The sequence below is a fragment of the Stieleria bergensis genome (genome assembly GCA_007745635.1).
Lineage (GTDB): Bacteria > Planctomycetota > Planctomycetia > Pirellulales > Pirellulaceae > Stieleria > Stieleria bergensis.
Genome location: CP036272.1, coordinates 5,621,085 through 5,642,557 on the forward strand (window position 1 = coordinate 5,621,085; position 21,473 = coordinate 5,642,557).

Genomic DNA, 21,473 nt, shown 5'->3' on the forward strand with positions numbered 1-21,473 from the left:
CCGCAGTGCTTGCTTGCATCTGCAGCCCTCACGCCTCTGACCTTCTAGGCCGATCAATGTGGCGGCGATGATTAGATTCGTTTCTTTCCCCACCAACTCCCCATGGAAATCGAACATGAAGCGACTGCTACAGTCAACGATTTGCTTCTTGGTGCTGGCAGCCTCCTCGCTGCAAGCACAACCAGGCGACAACGCCAGCACGCGCCCCGAAGCCACCCCCGTCGATCAGATCAAAGTCCTTGATGGTTTCAAGGTCGAACGCCTGTACTCCGTCCCCAATGAACAACAAGGGTCCTGGGTCGCGGTCACGATGGACGATCAACAACGCTTTATCGTTTCTGACCAATACGGCGGCTTGTATCGTTTCCCCGTTCCAGCAGCCGGCAAAACGATTCAAACAAAAGACATCGAAAAGATCGATCTAGACATCGGTGGTGCACAAGGTTTGTTGTACGCATTCGATAGCCTTTACTGTGTTCTGAACACGGATCAACATGGCGGTCGTGGCCTGTATCGCTTGACCGATACCGATGGCGACGACAAATTTGATAAGAAAGAAGTGTTGCGAACGTTCAGCGGTCGCGGCGGTGAACACGGGCCACACGCGGTGCTGCTAAGCCCCGACAAGAAATCACTGTACATCGTCGTTGGCAACCAAACCCCCGTCACCGACCTAGACAGCTCCCGAGTCCCTCAGATCTGGGACGAAGACTTGGTCTTGGATCGACCTTATGGACGAGGGTTCATGAAAGGTGTGACCGCCCCCGGTGGCTGGATCGCCAAAACAGATCCCGATGGGAAAGAGTGGGAATTGATGGCCACTGGATTCCGCAATGAATATGATGCGGCATTCAACCAAGAAGGCGAACTGTTCACCTTCGACGCCGACATGGAATGGGACATGAACACTCCCTGGTATCGCCCCACACGCATCAATCACGTTGTCAGTGGCAGCGAGTTTGGCTGGCGCAACGGTGGCGGCAAATGGCCTGCGGATTACCCCGATAGCGTCGGCGCCATCGTGGACGTCGGCCCCGGTTCACCAACCGGAGTCACGTTTGGATACGGCGCCAAATTCCCCGCCAAATACCAAGACGCACTGTTCGTCTGCGACTGGAGTTATGGCAAACTGTATGCGATTCACATCGAACCCGATGGAGCGTCGTTCAAAGCAACTGCAGAGCCATTTGTCAGCGCACAACCACTGCCATTGACAGACATCGTTGTCAATCCAGAAGACGGCGCCATGTACTTTGCCGTTGGTGGTCGCCGAGTCCAAAGTGGTTTCTATCGTGTCACCTACGTCGGCAAAGAATCCACCGAACCGGCCCCAATTGCAAAACCGACGCGACAAGCGAAACTGCGCAAGAAGCTCGAAACACTGCACCACAGCGGCGCGGACAATGTTGATCTTGCCTGGAAGAACCTGAACAGCGATGATCGCTCGATTCGCTTTGCTGCTCGTGTTGCACTTGAACATCATCCGCTCGATCAATGGCAAGGCAAACTCGCTGATGAGACCGCAACCGATCGCATCATTCAGGCTTCACTAGCACTGTCACGAACCGCCGGCGACGAACAAGCTTCGGCAACGCTTGCGAAGCTGCAATCCGTTGACTGGAAAACGCTCGATTCACGCCAACAACTGGACCTGTTGCGTGCCTTCGGTGTGCTACTGGCTCGCCACGGTAAAGCGATCTCCGCGACTGACCAATCAGCCTTAGCCAGCCAACTGAATCAAGGGTTCCCAACTGCCAACACGCGATTGGATACCGAACTGCTACAGCTGTTGGTTTATTTGGAGCATCCTGAAGCAGCCTCCAAAGGCATCGCCTTGCTCGCTCAGGCACCGTCGCAAGAAGAGCAAATGGGCTATGCGAAATCACTGCGTCACTTGAAGACCGGCTGGAACAGTGAACTGCGCACCGAGCTGTTCAACTGGTTTGCCAAAGCGGGTGGATATCGCGGTGGTGCCAGCTTCGAAAAGTTCGTGGGCGACATGAAAGCCACTGCGGTCAAGAACACGCCCAAAGACGTGCGTGCAGCTTTGAAATCGGTCATCGAACAAGCGGCGGCCAAGCCTGTCATCGCAGCCCTTGAGTCTCGGCCCTTCGTCAAAGACTGGAAACTGGCTGACTTTGACAAGACGCTGACCGAAGACGTTAGCCAGGGACGCAATTTTGCCAACGGGCGAAAGATGTTTGGCCAGGCAGCTTGCTACTCTTGTCACCGTTTCAATCAGGAAGGCGGGGCCATTGGCCCTGATCTGACCAGCGTGTTTGGCAAGTTCAACCCACGCGACCTGCTGGAGCAGATCGTGGTCCCCAGCAAAGTGATCTCGGACCAATACGAACAAATGACCTTCCTGACCCTGGAAGGAAAAGTGATCAATGGCCGAATCATGAACCTTGCCAACGATACCTATCGAGTCAACACCAACATGATGGACCCCAATGCCATCACCACCATCAAGGTTGATGACATTGAACAGATGATGCCCAGCAAGGTCAGCATGATGCCAGCCGGATTGATCAACACGTTGTCGAAAGATGATGTCCTGGATCTGTTGGCCTACATGTTGGCACGCGGCAACGCAGAAGACCAACGCTTCAAGAAATGATTCGCTGACACGTTCAGACGACCATTCCGTTAAGCCAAACGGCCTTGATGATTCCACATCAAGGCCGTTTTTTATTGCCCAGGATGCGATGTAACACTTCGTCCGATTGTATCGCCCCCTTTGGCTCAGCGCCGGATCACTGACAGGCGTTCACAGCCAACCAAGCCGCTCAGAAAGCTGCTGAGCACGGTTGAAGCCCGGTATTGGATCACTTTGCTGGCGACTTCTTGAATAAATTTTGCGAGAACGGACTAGGCGGCAGATCTGGCAAGCTCAGATTGGCGATGCGATTTGCCAACGATTTCCAGCGGCCAGGAACTTGGTGGAGCTAAGCCTGCTGTTAGGGTTGTCATACATGATGGCAGGCACGAAGACGCACCGCATTGATGCGTTCGTTCGTCACCCTCTCACCACGCACGCACGGGAACCTGGGATGTTGATCCGCTACTTTGTACTAACGACTGTGGCCTTGTTTTTTGCCAGCTCAACGCTGCAAGCAGAACTTGTTGGCCTGTTTAACTTCGACGAAGACCTGACCAATGCTGCTTTGGGCGGCGCGGCGCTGACTGGGAACGCCCAGACCTTTGAGCCTGGCTTTGACGGGTCCGCTGTCTATTTCAATGGCCGTAACGATCGTCTAAACCTAGACATTGGACCGACAACCGAACACACATTCGGTGCCTGGGTTCGAACGACCTCTCCGCAAGATGAACAACCGGTGATCCGCCTAGCGGACCTCGACAATCGCAATACAAACCGTGGCATTGTGATCGCCGATGGCCCAGGTTCGACCACTCAGTGGAATGCTTTGACCGGTACTAACGCTCTTTCGATCGGTGATCCGGTCGACACTGACTGGACCTTTGTGGCGGCACGATACGACGGGACAACCGCCACGCTGTTCGTCGATGGCCAGCGAGTCAGCGGTCCCGACAACACTGAACTGATCGCCGACGGGGAACTGCGCATTGGAATGGGAGTCAATGGAGGAGAACGCTTCGAAGGCTTTATCGACAACCTGTTCCTGTTTGATCACGCTCTCACCGATCAGCAGATTAACTCGATTCGAATCGGCGGCAGCAACGCCATTCTCAATGTCACCGCGGTTCCAGAACCATCCGTCGTCTTTGCCGGAGCGATCGTCGTGTCTGCCCTATTCATTCGCCGGCGTCGACGAATCGAGCGCTAAAGCATTCGCGTCTCGTGTTTTGAACAAACAACGAGGCTCGACTTGTCAACTGCGAAGCGTCTTAATCTGCTTCGCAAGTAAACCGTTGAAGCCGCGTTCCTTAGCGACTCTGCTAAACCAAACGCCACTGCAATGAGCTGGCTCTCCTCTCACAGCTTGCAATCTCCGGAACCGTTTGCATAGCGAAGCGTCCATCTGATGGCTACGCAAACAGTCACCCAAAGGTAACCAATGGGGATTGCCTCAGTCGCCAACCGAGCCCCTGTGGCCAGCACCCATTTCCCTGCGAGGAATACAGTGTTTTCCCAAAAAACCTCCCAAGATTGAGTTCAAAACCAACTCACAAAGCCGTGCGTTTGCCGAGTCAAAGTGTTAGGATGAGAATCTCCTGAAGCAGCCGCAACAGGGCTATCGACGCCATTGCATTCATCTGCGGCGACCCTACAGCTCGTTGGCGTTGCAACCTTCGGGTCCTATTCCTCAATCACTTTTCGCTTCCAGCTTCACCGAATGCTTCCAGCTGGGCAGTTCATGGATTGTCTGACCTGCCCTGCCACGCGTTGAACAAACGCCGACGGTGTTGGTCTGTCATTAACTCTTAATCTCCCAAACGCACCGATGAAGACTCCTTTTTCACTGCATTGCTTCCGTTCAATTGTGCTGTTGTTGCTTGGTACCGGGCTACTGATTTCCGCTGGTTGTGGCAAAGACAACACCCCCACAGCACCGGCCCCAGGTTCCGTCGCGGACTTCGTCAAAGAGAATCCCAACACTGGCGAAGAGGACGAAGAACTCACGGACGAAGATGAAGCAGAGGCCGGCGAAGTCGAATAGCCCCACGCTGCATGACCGAATCATCTGGGCGCTGTATCTGATCTACCCTAGCGCCGCCGACTGGCGAATTGCCAACTGGCTTGAAGGTGGATCGCATTTTTGTTCTTATCATTTTGGGGACTTATCATGAAGCATCAGAAACCGAAGGGTTTCACGTTAGTGGAACTCCTGGTGGTCATCGCGATCATCGGAATTCTTGTTGGACTCCTCCTACCCGCCGTCCAAGCCGCCCGAGAGGCAGCAAGACGGATGAGTTGCAGCAACAACCTTAAGCAATTTGGTTTAGGGGCAATCAATTACGAATCAAACTTTAAGGTGTTTCCGAAAATCCGCGGGGGGACCTACTCCAATTCTTTGGATTCGCGAGCGCCGTCGACCAATGTAGGTGGTGGCGGCAATAACCTTCACAACCTCAGTCCGCTGGTACCCATGTTGCCGTTTGTCGAACAGCAACCGTTGTGGGAACAGATTCGCAATCCATTCGAAGTCAAGCAACCACCGGGGACAGGACTTTACTATGCCGCCATGGGACCGAACGTGAACATGGGTTTAGGCAACCACGCGACAGCACAGTATGATCCTTGGCTGACGACCGTGCCTGCATTTCGCTGCCCAAGTGATCCCGGCGAAGGCTTGCCTGCCCAGGGACGAACGAACTACGGTGTTTGCGTCGGTGATTCGATCCAATACCAGAACACAGGCTTCCGACGTCAAAACGGCACCACCAATGGGACGCAGGCGCGTCGTGCGCCACAAACCTGCCGCGGAATGTTTTTCCCGCGTAAGTTCACCGCTCCTGCGGATGTACTCGACGGGCTTTCCAATACGATCCTTGGTGGCGAGTTCAACACTGACATCGGTGATCGACACATCACCACGCGCGTTGCGCGTCAGGCTGGCTTGGTTGGCAACCCCTCGCGATGCTACGAACAGGTCAATCCTGATCGCCCCCAGTTTTGGGCGGAAGGCACGGTCTTTTCCAGCGGTGTTGAAGCACAACGCGGGATGAAGTACGCGAGTGGACACGCGGTGTACACGGGGTTCACAACCATCCTGCCACCCAACAGCCCAGTTTGCACGCACAGCAACAACAATGGATCCTGGCGTCCAGGACTCTTTAGCGCCAGCAGTCGCCACCCCGGTGGCGCTCATGTTGTCATGGGCGACGGATCTGTCACATTTATCTCAGAATCCATCGAAGCCGGCAGCAAGACCGCGGGCATGGTGATCTGGAACGGATCCGGCGCTCGAGCACCAGGCGCCGAAAGCCCGTACGGACTGTGGGGCGCCTTGGGAACCCGTGCAAACAAAGAAACCAAAACCATTGACACCGATGGCTAAGGCTTTGCATCAAGCACGTTAGAAAAAGAAAAGCCGGACACGTGGAAACGCGTGTCCGGCTTTCTTTTTAGACGATTGGAGCCAGCGAGTTCAGCCACCAATTCTTTGCAAGACCACGTCTAATGTCTTTCGCAGAGCCGCACCACTGGCACGCATGCCTTGGACTTCTTTGGGCCACAGATCAATTTCCATGCGATCAACGACACCGGCGCGGCCGACGACCGTGGGAACGCTCAAGGCCACGTCTCGAACACCGTAGCAACCGTTCTGAACGCTACTGACTGGCAGCACACGTCGCTGGTCAAGAATCACCGAATCAATGACATCGCGAATCGCGATTCCGACGGCAAAGCCCGCACCGCCTTTCCGCTTGATGACTTCTGCACCACTTCCACGCGTCCGGGTGAACAATTGATTCGCCAGCGTTGGTGACCAGCCGGGGTACTTATCCAACGGCAATCCAGCGATGGTCGCGCTGCTCCAAATTGGCACCATGGATTCACCGTGCTCACCCAAAATCAAAGCACTGGTTTGGGTAGGTGGAGAATTCAGTTGTTGTGCGATGAGTGAACAGAATCGAATGGTATCAAGCTGTGTCCCCAGGCCGATCACTTGGTTGCAAGGCAGATCCAAGACTTGTGCGGCAACGTAGGTCAAGATGTCAACCGGATTGCTAACCACCAAGACGATCGCGGATGACTTTGGTCCGGCCGCTTTGACATCCTTCAAGATCTGGACGAACAAATCAGTATTGCGATTGATCAGATCCAGACGAGATTCGTCCGGCTTGCGTCGCAGGCCGGCGGTGATGCAGATCACGTCGCTCGTTGGAATGTGTTCATAGCCACCGCCAACAATGGTTTGATCCGCGACGCTTGGTCCACCGTGTTGCAGATCCAAAGCTTGTCCGACAGCAAGTTCCTGATTGACGTCAAGCAGAGCGATTTCCCGAGCCAGTCCACCGCACTGCAATGCAAACGCAGCACATGAGCCGACCAAACCGCCGCCACCGATGATTGAGACTTTCATTGTATTCTTTGATTTGTAGTTTAAATGCTTGCAGTAAGATCCGATGCCAAGTGCCTTAGGCATTCATTTGGCGAAGGACTTCATCGGTGATCAACTTGACCAATTGCTCTTCGTCAATCTTCGCTCCGCCAGCAGTGGGTGCCGGGGCAGCTTCAGCAGGCATGGATGGCGGTGCATCAAAGGCTCGACGCTGAACTCCGGACTCTTTCCAGCTATTGCGGAAAATGTCATTTGCACAGATGTCGCAATCTTCAAACTCTTTGGTGTTTCGTGGATCCTTGTAGCCCCAAGTGTCTTTCAGGTCTAGCAGTTCTTGCGACTTCTTTTGGCTCAAGAATTCAACGTTGCCCAATTGTTTTGCCAACATCAACATTCGGCAGTAAGAATCAAGAATCTCGGTCCACCAGTAAGCCTGCTCGACGGTTTCGCCATAGCTAACGGTTCCATGGTTGGCCAAGATCATCACGTTGGTCTTTTCAACAAACGGGATGATCGTGTCGGCGAAGGCTTGACCACCGGGCGTTTCGTACTTGGTGATGGGCACGTCGCCAAGGAAGACTTCGACTTCGGGAAGAATACACTGTGGAATTGGCTCACGGGCAATGGCGAACGCCGTCGCGTGCGGTGGGTGACAGTGCACAACGCTCTTGATGTCCTCGCGTTGCTTGTAGATTTCCAAGTGCAGCAAGGCTTCACTGGAACGTTTCTTACGTCCGGCGATTTGCTTGCCAGTCATATCGATGGTGGCGATATCTTCTGGCTTAAGAAACCCTTTGCACTGCAAGGTGGGAGTGCACAGCACTTCGTTGTCACTGATGCGGACGGTGATGTTGCCGTCATTGGCAGCAGCGAATTGGCGGTTGTAAATCCGGCGACCGATGTCGCACATGTCCTGCTTGATCTTATGAACGTTTTGCATGACTTTCATACCGGTGAGAGGGAGAGGTGATCGGTGTTGTGTTAAATAACGTGTTCGGTTGATTACGAGCCGAGATCAATCTGGTCGAGTAAAGCGACGATCGTGGCATCGAGTGGTTTGACTTCTGGCTTGAACGGCTGAGCTGATTCGGGGCCCTCGGCCAAAGCGACCAAGTCGCCAATTCCGCTGCTGCACAAATCCCAAGCCACAATGCTGTCGCCGCCCAAGGGCTGCTTGTCCAGATCGTCAATCGAATTGACGGTCTCGACGAGACGCAAATTGGCTTGATGCATGGTCGGGTGGCACTTTGAAAGCGTGACCGTTCCGATGGTGCGAGCAATCTTCATCAGACAGTTCCTGCAACTAAATCGGAGCTCGGTGCAAGTTTCGCGATCAAGGCCAGGCAGTTGACAGCTGCCGCTAAATTCAAGTGTTCCGCGTCCAGGACCCAAACCTGTGGTGACAACTCGGCGGCAAATCGCTGCAGATCGGAAAGGCGACTGATCATCACCGCTCGACGTCCTTTGCCACACTGGCGAACCACTGCTTGGGCTGGTTGTTTTGTCCATTGCCAACGAACATCCGCAGGCAGATCAATGCCGCGGCGTGCAAGCTGACTTGCAACGGGACATTCATTTTCCGTTGCCGCGACAGGCGTCGTCGCAGCCACTTCACACACATCCAATGTGATGTTGCGACGACGAGCTTCTTCACGCGCCGCAGGAGTGATCACACACCGCGGTGCAACGGCTAGCGCGGTGCCATCAGCAACCTTCTGCAAGGTTTCAATCGTCACCAACCGCAACGCCGCAGCTGGCTGCACCGAAGCGGGATCGGCAAGTTTTGTCTGACCGCGCAATCGCTGCACCACTTCGCGGGCAATGCCTGCGATTAACTGTGCTTCGGTTGAGTAATCAGCTTGCTTGTTGGTCACGGAAAATGCTTGTTCGTTTGTTTTGGTTAGGAATCGATCAATCCAATCACCGTCCAGCGTGCTGGCGTGTGATCATGATTGGTCGCCTCGCGAGCATAGGATCCATCGCTGGTCATCATGACCAGGTCACCCGTTCGTGACCCGAGCAAGTCCAGCGCGATCAACGGGGGACCGTCCGCTTTCTCGCCCACACCCACGGGCTGGACGATGACCATGCGAACCCCCGTCAAGCTTTCATGCTTGACGGTGGCGTGGGTCGATCCGATGATTTTTGCTGGTTGCATAGAGCGAATGGACCTTGTTAGCTCACACGACGCGTAGTTCGTCGATCATGCTGCAACGACGTTCGCGGGTGAATGTCGTTGGTGTCGTGACGCCTTCGCCGGTGGGTCCAGCGATGGAGAACGACAGGTAGCCTTCGCCACCCAATCCGAGCGACGCCATGCAGGGACCATTCTTGACATACAAGGTGGTATCCAGTTCGCGTCCCATTTTCGTCATGTTATGAACATTACGGGAATGGATGATGGCGGTGTGACGGAAACCATGCTCGTAGTGCTTGGCCATGGAAATCGCGTGATCAACATCACGAGCACGGACAAATGGGACGAATGGCATCATTTGCTCGACGCTGACAAAGGGATGATGCTCGTCCGTTTCGCCGAACACCAATTCGGTTCCGGCTGGAACGGACACACCAGCGGCTTCTGCCAACACGGCGGCGTCTTTCCCGATAAATTCCTTGGCAGCGGCTAAGTGCTGATCGTCGCCAACTTTGGCAATCGCCTTGGATGTCAGCTGAGCGATCTGAGCACTGTTCAATTCAGCAGCCCCAGCGCGACGCATGGCAGCCATCATGTCAGCAAAGACACTCTCGACCACAAACACTTCCTTTTCGGCAATGCACAACAAGTTGTTGTCGTACGATGCCCCGGCGATGATTGAACGCGCGGCCAGATCAAGGTCGGCGGTTTCATCAACCACGACGGGAGGGTTACCGGGACCGGCCACGATGGCTCGCTTGCCACTGTTCAACGCGGCGCGGGCAACAGCAGGTCCACCGGTCACACAGATCAGTGCCACCTGGCGATTTTTAAACAGGGCGTCGGCGGATTCCAACGTCGGTTCAGCGATCACGCAAATCAGATTGTCGATGCCCACTTCGGCGGCGATCGCTTCGTTGAAGCGTCGGACACCTTCTGCGGCGACCTTCTTTCCTGACGGGTGCGGGTTCACCACAACGGTATTGCCTCCAGCGATCATGCTCACGGCATTGCCGGTAATCGTTGGCAGAGAGTGCGTGACGGGTGTGATCGCACCGATGACACCAAACGGTGCACGTTCGATCACAGCCAAGCCATTGTCACCGCTGTAACACTTGGTTTCCAAAAACTCCACACCGGGAGTTTGTTCGCCGAGCGTTTTGAGTTTTTCAATCTTGTGCTCGGGACGACCGATTTGGGTCTCTTCCATCTCCATCAAGCCCAGCTCTTCACACTGCTCGATCGAGATGCGGCGAATGATGTCGATCACACGCTTGCGATCCGCCATCGGCCGCTCACGTAATTGCTCGAACGCTGTGCGAGCGGCGCTGACTGCGGAATCGGCATCGTAAAAGATCCCGTTGTAACCACCAGCAGGTGCACTGTGACTGCTATCGGAAGCGCTGTGACTGCTATCGGAAGCACTGGCGCCCGGCGGCATCGGACCGACTTCAGCCAGCACTTGTGCGACAACGTTGCGGATTATATTTTCGTTGTATTGCATAATGAATCGTTTCGAGAGGCGATGTTTCAGTCTCGGCTGTAGACCTTGAATTTGTCGATATGGACTTGGTCCACAATGCCGATGATGACTGCGTCAATCGGCAGTTTTTGAGTCTCTGGAGTCAGCCGCGCGCTGCTCCCTTGAGCGATCAACACAAAATCGTCTTCACCGGCGCCGAGCGTATCGACAGCAATGAAGGTTCGACCGGTGGTGACCAGCGACTGGCGTTCTTTGTCATCTAACCGGAACGGCTCGACGACAAGCAGTTTATGTCCGATCATCGTTTCGACTTTTTGAGTGCTAACGACGGATCCGGTGACACGAGCAATAAACATTCGCGTTGGCCGAGTGGATGGGAAAGGAAACAAACGGGTGGAGTTGCCAGATCAGTGACGATCGGTGTTTAACCGGGACAGTGATTGGTTCAGGGTTTACAAGGCATTGCCATCGCGTCCAGCGTCCGCCAGCAAGTGCTGCCGAACCGCCAGGCGACGAACGCTCAATTGACCGAGCGAAAGGCGACACGCTGCAAACTCTCGCTTGGTGCGAGAGCTGACACTCACTGGCGAAGTGCGTGAATCGTTTGCCGAGCCACGATAACTTCTTCGTTGGTTGGGATCACCCAAAGCTGCGTCTTTGAACCCGAGCCATGGAACGAGGCTTCGCCCTGGTCGTTGGTTCGCTGCCGCAAGTCTTCGTTGGCTTGTTCGTCAAGTTCGATTCCCAGTTCGCTAAGTCCTTGGCAGACCCCTTTGCGAACCAGGGAGTCGTTTTCACCGATGCCGCCCGTGAAGACGATTGCATCCGCGCCGCCCAAGGTCACCAACATGCCACCGAGGTGTCGTCGGATTTCTTGAACATAAACATCCAAAGCCAATTGTGAGCCTTGATCGCCCGCTTCGGCAGCTTGTTCCAGATCCCGAATATCACCACTGTTGCCGCTTAATCCAAGCAAGCCGCCTTGGCTGGCCAGTTGTTTGAGCGCTTCGTCCAAGGACAAACCAGTGCGTTCTAAGATCAAGGGCAGGGCAAAGGGATCAAAGTCACCGACGCGATTGTTTTGAGGCAATCCGGTTTGGGGCGTCATGCCCATCGTCGTTTGAACACTTTGACGATTTTCGATCGCCGTGATCGAACTACTTCCACCAAGGTGACAAGAGATCACACGAGCCTCTTTGCGGCCCAGGATCTCGGCACTGCGGTAGGCAATGAAGCGATGCGATGCACCATGGAATCCCCACTTACGAATGTGGAATTCATCGGCCCACTGACGTGGAATCGCATACTCTTTCCTGGCCGCAGGAATGGTCTGATGGAAATCCGTTTCGAACGCAGCCACCAACGGCAAGTCGGGGAAGCGTTCTTTGAGGGTTCGCATGGCGGCGATGTACGGTGGATTGTGTGCCGGTGCTGCGGCGTTCATTTCCGCCATCGCATCGAGCACCAATTCATCGACAACGAAGACACCTGAAAGGCGTCCGCCATGGACAGCTTTAAAGCCAATCGCTGCCACGTCCGAAGCATCTTTCAACGCCCCATGTTCGGGATCGGTCAACTGCTTTAAACAAGCTTCGACCGCCACACCATGATCGGGAACCGCCATGGTCAGCTGATCTGACCAATCGCCAATCTCCACCGTACAGTGGCTCTCTGCGTCCCCAATTCGCTCGACCGCGCCTTTGGCAAGGCAACGAGCGTTTTGAATGTCATCCAATGCTCCATCATCGGTCATTTCAAACAACCGATATTTGAAGCTAGTCGATCCGAGGTTAGCAACGAGTACAAGCACAGGCGGGATCCTCCGCGAAAGGTTTCCTTGATCAGTCCGGTGATTCAGCTGGGGAGCTGAAGGAAGTGTTGGGCAGGATGGCTGCAAGCCATCAGCAGCTGAGCTGCTTAGGACAAAAAAGCCTTCGCAACGCCATCAGCAGGACGTGGAATCACGTGGCTGCCGAGAAGTTCGCCAACTTGTGAAGCGGCATTGGCACCAGCTTCAACCGCAGCGCGAACACTGCCAACGTCGCCACTGACAACCGTGGTGACCAAGCCACCACCAATGTCGACTCGTTTGACAATTTCAACGTTAGCGGCCTTGGCCATTGCGTCGGTCGCTTCGACCAGAGCCAACAAGCCTTTGGTCTCAATCAATCCAATTGCATCGTTCATTTTGTTTTGCTTAATAAAAAAATGGTTGTGTTGGGAAAGCGTCGGGTCCGCTTGGGTGCGCCCGGCAATCACGCCCGTGGGGACGCTGGCCGTGGGTCGCTGGGACGCCGACAGAAGTGACTAGTGATTCACTAGCGACTATTTCTTGGCGGCGGGAGTGGCGGTCTTGAGCACCTTGATCAAGTCATCGTGTGGGCGTGGAATCACTTGCACGCTGATCACTTCACCGACGCGGCCCGCTGCTGCTGCACCAGCGTCCGTTGCAGCTTTCACTGCAGCGACATCGCCACTGACAAACACGCTGACCATACCACTGCCAACTTTGTCCCAACCAAGGTATTGCACGTTGGCTGCTTTCATCATTGCGTCGGCTGCTTCAACCAAGGAAATGAACCCTTTGGTCTCGATCATCCCGAGCGCTTCATTAATCTTTGCCATTTCAAAACTTCCTATCGAAAGAAAGGGAGGAATCACGTTGTATACGCTATGCCGCAATCACATTCATTGCGGACTTTTGAATTGTCATTCAGCAAACCGGTCGCTGAATCTAACCTTTGCACTTACAACCACTCTTGGTCAATTCAACCTTGCTGGCTGCATCGAGGTTGCAAGCATTGCCCTCGTCAGTGTCAATATGCACTTCAAGCTTTGCAGCCGCGTCAGCACGAACCAACACGTCTTCAAAGACCATCGAGCAATCGTTACTGGTGATCTTTAACTGCATCATGTCACCATTCGAGACGCCGAAGTGCTCGGCATCCGCGAAGTTCATGTGCACGTGGCGAGCAGCTCGAATCACACCCTGCTGCAACTGAACGCTGCCAGCGGGGCCCACCAGCACGCAGCCCGGTGTGCCTTCGATCTTGCCACTGTGGCGAACCGGAGCATCGATCCCTAATGAAATCGAATCAGTGAACGCCAACTCGACTTGACTGGCTCCACGGGTCGGGCCTAACACTCGCACGTTAGGCAACATGCGACGACGTGGTCCAACCACCATCACGGTTTGCTTGGCGGCATAAAAGCCGTCTTGATACAGATCCTTTTCCGGCTCCAACTTCACTCCGCTGCCGAACAAGACCTCAACGTGCTCGTCGGTTAAGTGGACGTGACGCGCTGAAATGCTGACGCGCAGATTGGGCTTGCCATCGATCCAGCCAGGTGGATCGACGATCGCACTGGTCGGACTGGGACTGGTTGCACCAACTAGATTACCGCTCTGAATCGCTTGACGAACCAATGACTCGATTCGCGACCGGTCGATTTGAGTAACACTCATGCCGAAGGGAACTCGTGGTTTCAATGTTATTGTTTAGCCCGCCACTGAACACTGTCAGCCTCAGGCCTGGGATTAAATCGGGAGGGCGATGAATGACTGTGGGAGACAGGCATCACATCGTTTCGTTATGCACTCACTACAGTAAATGAGGATCACTGTCCGCCAGGACTAGCTCAACTTTGGCTTCGATTAAACGATCTTGCCAAACCTTGTCAGTCAGGTGATCAGTCACCAAACCATCAACCGCATCAAGACTGCAAATCTGTGACAAGCTGACCTTGCCAAACTTGCTGCGATCAGCCACGACATAGGTTCGCTCGGCTGAACGAAGCATCGCTTTTTCACTTTCCACCAACATCATGTTGTCGTTGTAGTAACCGCGTTGATTCACACCAGCGACGGACAAAAATGCAATCGAAACATTAATGTGACGCAGCATGGTTTCGCTGAGCGGACCGATGGCGACTGCCGTGCGACCGCGGACGCAACCGCCGATGATCACCAAATCAATCGTGTCGCTACTGGACAACAAATGGGCAACCGGCAAGCTGTTGGTGACCACTTGTAAACGACGCCCAACCAGTCGCCGGGCCAATTCATAAGTGGTGCTGCCACCATCAAGCAAAACCGTATCGCCATCTTGAATCAGCTCCGCTGCCGCCTTTCCAATCTGAGCCTTCGCGGTCCAGGTGGAATCCGTACGGTCTTCAAATGCTGCAATGGTTGAACTTTCACCTGTCCAGAACACGCCGCCATGAACGCGACGCACGTCTCCGCTCTGTTCCAACTGGTCCAAGTCACGACGAATGGTCGATTCGCTGACTGTCAGTGCCCGAACCAAATCATCTAACGTCGAAAACCCGCTCTGACGCACCAAAGTACGAATCCGATAACGCCGACTGGCGGACATCGTTCGCAGCTCGGGTGGGCTCGATTCAGGCTCGGCCGAAATGTGATGGGAGGGGACGTTGGGCAAGTGAGTGTTTACCTAAACTACGCAAGTTGAATTTCCATGAACCAGTCTTCCTCCCAAATTGGAAGAGATCAAGCATCTCGTGACGGTTTTACATCATTTCTGACAGAAATCTCTCACGATCTGAACGAAAACTTTCAGTCACACCACCCGAAAGAGCGTCGTTCAGGTTTTTCAAAAGAGGGATCGCCGATGACCCTGACTGGCTGAACCGGTCAGTCGCTACCTAGCAGAGCGGCAAAAGTCGATTGCACCCGAAGGTGCTTTGCACCCAAAGCGACTCTGTACCCAAATTGCACTGCACTGGAAGCCACAGAGCACAGACTGCCCCCTCGGCACAGAACGATCCACTGGAAAGAAGAATCTGCCCGCGTTGCACACGGAACAGAGGGGCAGGCCAGTTTTCCTAATCGTCAAACCTTCACGCCAAATTCAGCGATTCGGCCAGGGCTGATACAGCCGCCAGAAACCTCACCACCACACTCGGCTCTGGCACACGCCCCCCATGTGCCGCCACGACTGCCAGTCCAGGGACCAGCAGACGGCATCGAGACCAATGCGTTGTGCGAGCACGCACCCGAGTCGCGAGTCGCCCTGAGTCGCGAGTCGCCCTGAGTCGCGAGTCGGCCCGAGTCAGCCCTGAGTCGCGAGTCGGCTAAAGCGCGTCGGACTCAAAGGCTGGAGACCACAGTTGTTGCTGCCGACGAACCTCGGCATCGAGCAACCGATTGCATCGCCAGTTGCCAAGGATCAGGATCGGAATAAACAGCGGGGCAAGAACGATCCCCAGCCCGAGGGTGGATCGAATGAAGGTCGACACAGCGGGGTAACGTTGATCGCTGTGCCGGAAACACAGGAACAACAAAAAGGCAAATAGAAGGCTGACATAGATCGTCAACACTGCCTGTCCGGGGTTCTTGATCCCATCACTCAGGCCGGCAACGACGACTGCAAAAAACAGTAGCCCGACCACGCCGAGCCCGAGAAACTTGGTCACTCGCGAGAGGAACCGGGATTTGAACTGGCGTTTGAAGACATCACCATCGCGAGTATCAACGAGGCTTAAGTACGGATAGCGCAGCACAACATAGGCTGACAAGCACAAGGCGAAGAACACGAACCCAATCACTGCCACGATCAATCCTAGCTTGACCAGGTCGGGCCAATTCTTTCCCAAAAACGACCAAGAAAAAAGCACGGTTGTAATCGCCGTCAACATGCCGTGCTGAGACATTCGGTAAGAAAGCGGCAGGTCGTTGAACCGCGGAGCATCGATTTCACTTAACACGACAGTTTTCTAAAAGGGCAGTGAGTGAGAGTTATCAACAAGCCAACTGCGTTCAACGTCAGCAGCGAACCCAGCCGGTGGTCATCGATTCGTGCAGGGCTGATCGAGCGTTTCAAGTCAGCCCGAGCACACACTGAATTCTAAACGAAATGACGGCGTCCGGCCACAATTGCCGGCATTCAAACGCTGAAGGCTGCTGGCAACGGCCCAGCGTTTCGCTCCGGAGTGCCCAGCGTTTCGCTCCAGAACTTCCAGACAAGGAAAACCGCCAATGGATCTGACGGCAAATTCTACCCCTTGACTGTCCAGTATCGGACAGTTTTGCGATTCGACCTTGCTCCCGTTAATCGCCATTCAAAAGTTGCATCAGTCGTTAACTGCAACTTAACGTCGGCGCTGTGATGACGACCAGCGTTATGCCCCCAGCAAAAACAAATCGGGAGTAACCGACGTATGTCACAATCTCAAAACCAACGGACGATCATTGTCGGGCACGGAGCCCAGGATCAAGCCGAGCCAAGCAAGTGGGCACTTTCCTCTGGGACGGTACTCGCCAAAACAGTTCGAGACGCACTGCGGATCGCCCAAGCGCGGAAAAGCTCGCTTGTGCTGTTCGCTCCGAACGCGACGCGAGCGATGGCGGATCAACCCTCTGGCGAACTGGCAGCGCTCTGCAAGCGTTTGCCGGTCATCGCGGTCGATCATGATCACGATCGCGACCACCAACTCAGTCTGCTTGGCAAAGGGGTCCATGAAATCTGCGAGCGTTTGGAAACGCAGACTGACGCTGCGTTTGCGACCAAACTCGCCCAAGCGGTCCAGCGCGCGAGGACTCGCTTTAAAGCCCAACGTCGCCTGCTGCGCATGTCAGGCCGACTCCGGCGTGGGCCTCGGGCGTTGGTAAAACGCCTGCGTCTTTTAAAGCATCGCAACCGTCGTTTGCAGCACTATCGCCAACTTGCCGAACAGTGTGTGGCCAACATTGCGCATGACTTTCGCACTCCCCTGGCTGTGATCTCCGATTATGCATCCATTGTTCGTGATGGCATCGTCGGCTCGGTCAATGATCAACAGAAGAAGATGATGGAAAAAGTAAACACACGTGCAGCAGACCTGAATCAAATGGCAAACGAGTTACTTGACATCAGCCGCATGAACGCGGGCATGATGTGTGTTTGTCGTCGCAAGGTTTCGATCCCTGACATTGTTTCTCGCCAAGGCACGATGTTGATTGATCGCGCTCGGGCCGCTGGCATCCGTTTTGAGGTCAGTGTTGCCGAGAACCTCCCTCGCGTCTACTGTGACCCCGATTTGATCGGCCGCGTGATCATCAACTTGGCTGTCAATGCGATTAAGGCAACCCCGCAAGGAGGCTCGGTCCGATTGTGGGCGACGCTGTCACACGATCATCGCCAAGTGACTCTGGGCGTGTCAGACGATGGCCCGGGAATCGCTCAACCGGAACTCGATCGGATCTTCGAGCGGTTCCAAAAGATCTCTGACGCGAATTCGGATCAGAAGGGATATGGCCTGGGCTTAGCGATTGCTCAAAAGCACTGCGAACTGAACCTCTCCCATCTGCAAGTGGAAAGCTCCGTTGGTCTTGGCAGCACGTTTCGATTCGACTTACCCGTCGCCAAACCGAAGCCAGTGATTGCCAAATGGCTGCAACAGATTCGCAACTATCGTGGGCCAATTGGCATGCTTGATGTCAAGCTACCGAGCCCCACGAATCGCCGCACGAGCGATGACTTTGATCGCTTCCTGCACCGTTCACTTCACAAGCGTGATCTGTTGCTGCGAACCTCACAGGACCATTGGGTGCTGCTACTGGCTTGGCCAACGCGTCCCTTTGAAAGCTGGGAAACGAATGCCCGCGAAGGTTTAGACGAATTCAATCGCTCGCGCTGTGGCGACGCGGTCACCGATTTCCTAAGCCGTCTGGCTCACGCCTGGCCGTGCTGTGAAGTCGGGCGTCCGCGCGACCAAGCATCGATCCTGAACTGGTTTGATCGACAGATCACCCATGGCCCTCAAACGCCAGCCGTCCCAGCCCCCAAGGGTGCCAAGTCGCTGACGGCACAATCGGCTGAGTCACACACCGGCTGAGTCACCGCTTTCGCCTGCGGTCGATCCCGCCGGCGAACGGCTCACTAACGCCGCGCTGGCAGCGTCCAGTGAGGCTGGGCAACCGCCAGATGTTTGCGATGCACCAACATGACCTGCCTGGCGAATTCAGTTCGCGTGGTGGGATCAACTTGTGACATTGCATCAACCATTTCCAACATGCCATCGGGGTTCCGCTGGCTGGCTTGGTAAACCTGTCCCATAAATCCGGCGGTTTCAGCAAAGTTATGGTCGGCCGATTTCCCGATCAGCCCTCCAAAGGACCGTGCCAACAAGTCCGCGCCAAGACTGTCTAGCTTGACGTAGCACTGCAACGTGCCAGTGACGGCGACATTGCCTTTTGCATCGGTGTGATACTTGCTTCGCAAGATGAATAAGCCGCGACCACGAACGGGCTTCTGCGTGTACTGTCCGTCGTAGATCCCATTGGCCACGTAAAGATGCAAGTGTCGATCACCATACAGCAGGTCGACTTCACACCGAGTGCCGCTGCCATCATTGGCGGCGAACTTAAATGGGCTGACACGATGCGAACGCACGTTGGTGATGCCCATCAAATCCCAGAGACCAATCATGGCTTCTGGCTTGCGAACAAGAAACAAAAACATCTCTTCGTCGCAGTTGACCGTTTGCGTTTTCAAACGGCGATACAATGATGGATTGCGAGCAATCTCGGAGATTTGATTGGTCGCTGTTTTAGTCAACCGATCGGTTGGCAAAGAAGCTAACAACTGATCCGGTTTCGGAGGCGTGCTGTTTACTGGTCGCTTAAGCAGGGAGCGCAAGCCAAAGAAATCACCCGTCGCAGTGGCTGGTTCGGCGTTGCCAGCCTGCCTGGGTTTGGCAACCTGTGGGCTGTTTGCTTGCGGACGTAAACTTGCCGGATTGGAGTTGCTGCCTGAGCGAAGACGATTGGCCTGCGCTGCAGCGGTTTGTGCATTGGCGGAGCGATCGCCGTCAAGAGTGGGCACAAGGAGAGCGCTGGCAACAAACATCACTAGCGCGGCGAAGCGCGGTAGTGAACGTTGCGGCACCCTGGCTCCAACGGCAATTCGAAAGCTATGCTGACCCACCAATGTCTCCGCCAACGCGATAGGGCTACTGGCAACGCTTCGCTGAGGTCTCAACGAAATGCAAGCAACGGCGTCGCTTGTCAGGAAGTTTGGTGAGCATTCCATGGCCTCCAACCGACCGCCTGCGCGTCCTGGTCTGCACCTCCAATCGCCATGTCACTTGGCAACTTTGGTGCACCGCTGCGTGCATCAAGCGAAAGCTGGAGCCATCGTTCCGCCCCCCGGAACATCTCTTCTGCTAGTCTTCATCTTTCGGATTCTGAGAGGCGAAAAGTTGAATCAAATCGGCTGACCACAGCAGGCCGTCGCGGATTGTCGCCCATTCCCCAGCGAAATGCCGATGACATGGTCATTCCCCCACAAACACAGCCCGCAAACTTTACCAAGCCTGCCCATGGGGCGGAGCCGCACTGGATTCCCTGTTCGCGCTTGCTGGGCCGGTTTTCGATTTTGCTGGGCCAGTTTTCGCGCTTGCTGGGCCAGTTTTCGCGCTTGCTGGGCCAGTTTTCTCGCTTGCAGGGCAGGGCAGCTTGATTTTGGCGGTCGCAGGGCCTCGACACCTTCTCGGCGATCCCGATAATTCCGGCTGAATCCTGTTTCTCACTCACTGCAAGAACACAACCATGGCCAAGAAAACGATTGACCAAGCCGATGTCGCTGGCAAGACCGTCCTGATGCGAGTCGATTTTAACGTCCCATTGAATGACCAGCAGACCATCACGGACGACCGCCGCATCCGCATGGCGATGCCGAGCATCAAGAGCGTGATCGACCGTGGCGGCAAAGTGATTCTGATGAGCCACTTGGGTCGCCCCAAAGGGGAGCCTTCGGACGTAGAAAAGTTCTCCTTGGCTCCGGCGGCCACTCGTTTGGGCGAACTGTTGGAGAAACCGGTTGCGTTCGCAAGCGACACCGTAGGCAGTGACGCCGAAGCCAAGGTCGCAGCGCTGAGCGACGGCGATGTCTTGGTCCTGGAGAACCTGCGGTTCAACGCCGGTGAGAAAGCGGGCGATGCAGACTTTGCCAGCAAACTGGCTTCGTTTGCGGATGTTTACTGCAACGATGCCTTTGGAACCTGTCACCGAAAAGACGCCTCCATGGTCGCTGTTCCTGAAGCCATGGCTGGGAAAGAGCGCGTCGTGGGGCACTTGGTTGCCAAAGAGATCAAGTACCTTAGCGAAGCGATTGGCAGTCCGGAGCGTCCCTTTGTTGCCATCCTGGGCGGCGCCAAAGTCAGCGACAAGATCAACGTCATCAACAACCTGCTGGGGATCTGTGACTACGTCATGATTGGTGGCGCGATGGCATACACGTTCTCGCTGGCCCAGGGCGGCAAGGTTGGCGAAAGCTTGGTCGAACCCGACAAGGTTGAATTAGCAAAAGAATTACTTGCCAAGGGAGGCGACAAACTGGTCCTGCCTGTTGACACTCACTGCGGTGATGATTTTGGCGATCCAGAAGGTTGCAACAAAGTGGTGGTTGCCGCGGGGGAAATCCCCGACGGATTCGAAGGAATGGACATCGGCCCGGCGACCAGCGAAAAGTACGCTCAGTTATTGGCCAGCGCGAAAACCATCGTCTGGAATGGCCCCATGGGTGTCTTCGAAAAACCACCGTTTGATGCCGGAACCAAAACGGTTGCACAAGCCGTCGCTGACAGCGATTCGATCAGCATCATTGGCGGTGGCGACAGTGCCGCAGCCGTCGATCAGCTCGGATTTGCCGACCAAGTCAGCCACGTCAGCACTGGTGGTGGCGCCAGTTTGGCAATGCTGGAAGGCAAAGCATTTGCCGCTGTCGACTTGCTGGACGACGCATGATGAAATCGGCTGATTGAAACGCCAACCAAGTGGCCCTGGGCAATAACCGAGCTCGCTTGGCACTTTATTCAGACGCAATCAACCCTTGCCAGGAGTCGCTGCACGAATCACGTG

22 protein-coding genes are annotated in these 21,473 nt (G+C 55.0%); 7 read left to right on the forward strand and 15 right to left on the reverse strand.

The genetic code is table 11. The features are described 5' to 3' along the window. Nucleotides 1-115: 115 nt before the first annotated feature. The 4 genes from SV7mr_RS19705 to SV7mr_RS19720 all read left to right on the forward strand — a co-directional run bounded on the left by SV7mr_RS19705 (nucleotide 116) and on the right by SV7mr_RS19720 (nucleotide 5,984). Entirely contained in the window at nucleotides 116-2,620 is a 2,505-nt protein-coding gene (locus SV7mr_RS19705) for a c-type cytochrome (protein ID WP_419187642.1), read from the forward strand. Nucleotides 2,621-2,858: 238 nt separating this feature from the next. Beyond that, nucleotides 2,859-3,809 carry a LamG domain-containing protein gene (locus SV7mr_RS19710; protein ID WP_145275940.1) on the forward strand — a complete coding sequence of 317 codons (951 nt, stop codon included), beginning with the start codon at nucleotides 2,859-2,861 and terminating at the stop codon, nucleotides 3,807-3,809. A 618-nt stretch (nucleotides 3,810-4,427) separates the two neighbouring features. After that, nucleotides 4,428-4,643, forward strand: coding sequence for a hypothetical protein (locus SV7mr_RS19715; protein WP_145275942.1), 216 nt, complete (start codon nucleotides 4,428-4,430; stop codon nucleotides 4,641-4,643). 126 nt (nucleotides 4,644-4,769) lie between these two features. Then, complete coding sequence (locus SV7mr_RS19720; RefSeq protein ID WP_145275944.1) at nucleotides 4,770-5,984, forward strand: DUF1559 family PulG-like putative transporter; 1,215 nt, start codon at nucleotides 4,770-4,772, stop codon at nucleotides 5,982-5,984. A gap of 90 nt (nucleotides 5,985-6,074) precedes the next feature. On the opposite strand, the gene SV7mr_RS19725 is transcribed toward SV7mr_RS19720, so the two are convergent. The 13 genes from SV7mr_RS19725 to SV7mr_RS19780 all read right to left on the reverse strand — a co-directional run bounded on the left by SV7mr_RS19725 (nucleotide 6,075) and on the right by SV7mr_RS19780 (nucleotide 14,988). Next, entirely contained in the window at nucleotides 6,075-7,013 is a 939-nt protein-coding gene (locus tag SV7mr_RS19725; protein ID WP_145275946.1) for a lactate/malate dehydrogenase family protein, read from the reverse strand. A gap of 55 nt (nucleotides 7,014-7,068) precedes the next feature. After that, a complete protein-coding gene (locus tag SV7mr_RS19730) occupies nucleotides 7,069-7,932 on the reverse strand; it encodes a class II aldolase/adducin family protein (protein ID WP_145275948.1) in 864 nt (287 codons plus the stop codon). A gap of 62 nt (nucleotides 7,933-7,994) precedes the next feature. Continuing rightward, complete coding sequence (locus tag SV7mr_RS19735; protein ID WP_145275950.1) at nucleotides 7,995-8,279, reverse strand: EutN/CcmL family microcompartment protein; 285 nt, start codon at nucleotides 8,277-8,279, stop codon at nucleotides 7,995-7,997. Further along, nucleotides 8,279-8,866 (reverse strand): hypothetical protein, encoded by a 588-nt coding sequence (locus SV7mr_RS19740; RefSeq protein WP_145275952.1) that lies wholly within the window; start codon nucleotides 8,864-8,866, stop codon nucleotides 8,279-8,281. Before SV7mr_RS19740 ends, SV7mr_RS19735 begins: the two co-directional genes overlap by 1 nt. Nucleotides 8,867-8,892: 26 nt before the next feature. Continuing rightward, nucleotides 8,893-9,150 carry a EutN/CcmL family microcompartment protein gene (locus SV7mr_RS19745; protein ID WP_145275954.1) on the reverse strand — a complete coding sequence of 86 codons (258 nt, stop codon included), beginning with the start codon at nucleotides 9,148-9,150 and terminating at the stop codon, nucleotides 8,893-8,895. A gap of 22 nt (nucleotides 9,151-9,172) precedes the next feature. Next, on the reverse strand, nucleotides 9,173-10,633 hold the full coding sequence (locus tag SV7mr_RS19750; protein WP_145275956.1) for an aldehyde dehydrogenase family protein: 1,461 nt from the start codon (nucleotides 10,631-10,633) through the stop codon (nucleotides 9,173-9,175). A gap of 26 nt (nucleotides 10,634-10,659) precedes the next feature. After that, nucleotides 10,660-10,968 carry a EutN/CcmL family microcompartment protein gene (locus SV7mr_RS19755; RefSeq protein ID WP_145275958.1) on the reverse strand — a complete coding sequence of 103 codons (309 nt, stop codon included), beginning with the start codon at nucleotides 10,966-10,968 and terminating at the stop codon, nucleotides 10,660-10,662. Between the two features lie 96 nt (nucleotides 10,969-11,064). Further along, nucleotides 11,065-11,196 carry a hypothetical protein gene (locus tag SV7mr_RS25645; RefSeq protein WP_419187643.1) on the reverse strand — a complete coding sequence of 44 codons (132 nt, stop codon included), beginning with the start codon at nucleotides 11,194-11,196 and terminating at the stop codon, nucleotides 11,065-11,067. Then, complete coding sequence (locus SV7mr_RS19760) at nucleotides 11,193-12,422, reverse strand: acetate/propionate family kinase (RefSeq protein ID WP_145275960.1); 1,230 nt, start codon at nucleotides 12,420-12,422, stop codon at nucleotides 11,193-11,195. The genes SV7mr_RS25645 and SV7mr_RS19760 overlap by 4 nt, the downstream gene beginning before the upstream one ends. Nucleotides 12,423-12,529: 107 nt before the next feature. Continuing rightward, a complete protein-coding gene (locus tag SV7mr_RS19765; RefSeq protein ID WP_145275962.1) occupies nucleotides 12,530-12,799 on the reverse strand; it encodes a BMC domain-containing protein in 270 nt (89 codons plus the stop codon). A gap of 138 nt (nucleotides 12,800-12,937) precedes the next feature. Beyond that, nucleotides 12,938-13,237, reverse strand: a complete 300-nt coding sequence (locus SV7mr_RS19770) for a BMC domain-containing protein (RefSeq protein WP_145275964.1) — start codon at nucleotides 13,235-13,237, stop codon at nucleotides 12,938-12,940. Between the two features lie 109 nt (nucleotides 13,238-13,346). Beyond that, complete coding sequence (gene pduL / locus SV7mr_RS19775) at nucleotides 13,347-14,078, reverse strand: phosphate propanoyltransferase (protein WP_145275966.1); 732 nt, start codon at nucleotides 14,076-14,078, stop codon at nucleotides 13,347-13,349. A 136-nt stretch (nucleotides 14,079-14,214) separates the two neighbouring features. Next, complete coding sequence (locus SV7mr_RS19780; protein WP_145275968.1) at nucleotides 14,215-14,988, reverse strand: DeoR/GlpR family DNA-binding transcription regulator; 774 nt, start codon at nucleotides 14,986-14,988, stop codon at nucleotides 14,215-14,217. Nucleotides 14,989-15,090: 102 nt separating this feature from the next. Here SV7mr_RS19780 and SV7mr_RS25650 point away from each other — a divergent pair, with 102 nt between their 5' ends. After that, nucleotides 15,091-15,261 (forward strand): hypothetical protein, encoded by a 171-nt coding sequence (locus SV7mr_RS25650; RefSeq protein ID WP_419187644.1) that lies wholly within the window; start codon nucleotides 15,091-15,093, stop codon nucleotides 15,259-15,261. Nucleotides 15,262-15,706: 445 nt separating this feature from the next. On the opposite strand, the gene SV7mr_RS19785 is transcribed toward SV7mr_RS25650, so the two are convergent. Next, nucleotides 15,707-16,339: a hypothetical protein gene (locus SV7mr_RS19785; protein ID WP_145275970.1), complete on the reverse strand. Its 633-nt coding sequence runs from the start codon at nucleotides 16,337-16,339 to the stop codon at nucleotides 15,707-15,709. A 453-nt stretch (nucleotides 16,340-16,792) separates the two neighbouring features. Between SV7mr_RS19785 and SV7mr_RS19790 the strand changes: the two genes are divergently transcribed. Further along, a complete protein-coding gene (locus SV7mr_RS19790) occupies nucleotides 16,793-18,448 on the forward strand; it encodes a sensor histidine kinase (RefSeq protein ID WP_145275972.1) in 1,656 nt (551 codons plus the stop codon). 44 nt (nucleotides 18,449-18,492) lie between these two features. Here SV7mr_RS19790 and SV7mr_RS19795 read toward each other — a convergent pair whose 3' ends face one another. After that, the gene (locus tag SV7mr_RS19795) at nucleotides 18,493-19,437 is read right to left on the reverse strand and encodes a hypothetical protein (protein WP_145275974.1); all 945 of its coding nucleotides are present in this window, start codon (nucleotides 19,435-19,437) and stop codon (nucleotides 18,493-18,495) included. 725 nt (nucleotides 19,438-20,162) lie between these two features. Here SV7mr_RS19795 and SV7mr_RS19800 point away from each other — a divergent pair. Further along, the gene (locus SV7mr_RS19800) at nucleotides 20,163-21,359 is read left to right on the forward strand and encodes a phosphoglycerate kinase (protein WP_145275976.1); all 1,197 of its coding nucleotides are present in this window, start codon (nucleotides 20,163-20,165) and stop codon (nucleotides 21,357-21,359) included. The last annotated feature ends 114 nt before the right edge of the window (nucleotides 21,360-21,473 follow it).

Bases quoted from the DNA above. Each gene is read 5' to 3' on its own strand.
- SV7mr_RS19750 (WP_145275956.1), bottom strand. From the start codon at position 10,633: ATGCAATACAACGAAAATATAATCCGCAACGTTGTCGCACAAGTGCTG.
- SV7mr_RS19720 (WP_145275944.1), top strand. From the start codon at position 4,770: ATGAAGCATCAGAAACCGAAGGGTTTCACGTTAGTGGAACTCCTGGTG.
- SV7mr_RS19745 (WP_145275954.1), bottom strand. From the start codon at position 9,150: ATGCAACCAGCAAAAATCATCGGATCGACCCACGCCACCGTCAAGCAT.
- SV7mr_RS19780 (WP_145275968.1), bottom strand. From the start codon at position 14,988: ATGTCCGCCAGTCGGCGTTATCGGATTCGTACTTTGGTGCGTCAGAGC.
- SV7mr_RS19755 (WP_145275958.1), bottom strand. From the start codon at position 10,968: ATGTTTATTGCTCGTGTCACCGGATCCGTCGTTAGCACTCAAAAAGTC.
- SV7mr_RS19765 (WP_145275962.1), bottom strand. From the start codon at position 12,799: ATGAACGATGCAATTGGATTGATTGAGACCAAAGGCTTGTTGGCTCTG.
- SV7mr_RS19725 (WP_145275946.1), bottom strand. From the start codon at position 7,013: ATGAAAGTCTCAATCATCGGTGGCGGCGGTTTGGTCGGCTCATGTGCT.
- SV7mr_RS19800 (WP_145275976.1), top strand. From the start codon at position 20,163: ATGGCCAAGAAAACGATTGACCAAGCCGATGTCGCTGGCAAGACCGTC.
- SV7mr_RS19730 (WP_145275948.1), bottom strand. From the start codon at position 7,932: ATGCAAAACGTTCATAAGATCAAGCAGGACATGTGCGACATCGGTCGC.
- SV7mr_RS19705 (WP_419187642.1), top strand. From the start codon at position 116: ATGAAGCGACTGCTACAGTCAACGATTTGCTTCTTGGTGCTGGCAGCC.
- SV7mr_RS19790 (WP_145275972.1), top strand. From the start codon at position 16,793: ATGTCACAATCTCAAAACCAACGGACGATCATTGTCGGGCACGGAGCC.
- SV7mr_RS25650 (WP_419187644.1), top strand. From the start codon at position 15,091: ATGAACCAGTCTTCCTCCCAAATTGGAAGAGATCAAGCATCTCGTGAC.
- SV7mr_RS19770 (WP_145275964.1), bottom strand. From the start codon at position 13,237: ATGGCAAAGATTAATGAAGCGCTCGGGATGATCGAGACCAAAGGGTTC.
- pduL (WP_145275966.1), bottom strand. From the start codon at position 14,078: ATGAGTGTTACTCAAATCGACCGGTCGCGAATCGAGTCATTGGTTCGT.
- SV7mr_RS19735 (WP_145275950.1), bottom strand. From the start codon at position 8,279: ATGAAGATTGCTCGCACCATCGGAACGGTCACGCTTTCAAAGTGCCAC.
- SV7mr_RS19715 (WP_145275942.1), top strand. From the start codon at position 4,428: ATGAAGACTCCTTTTTCACTGCATTGCTTCCGTTCAATTGTGCTGTTG.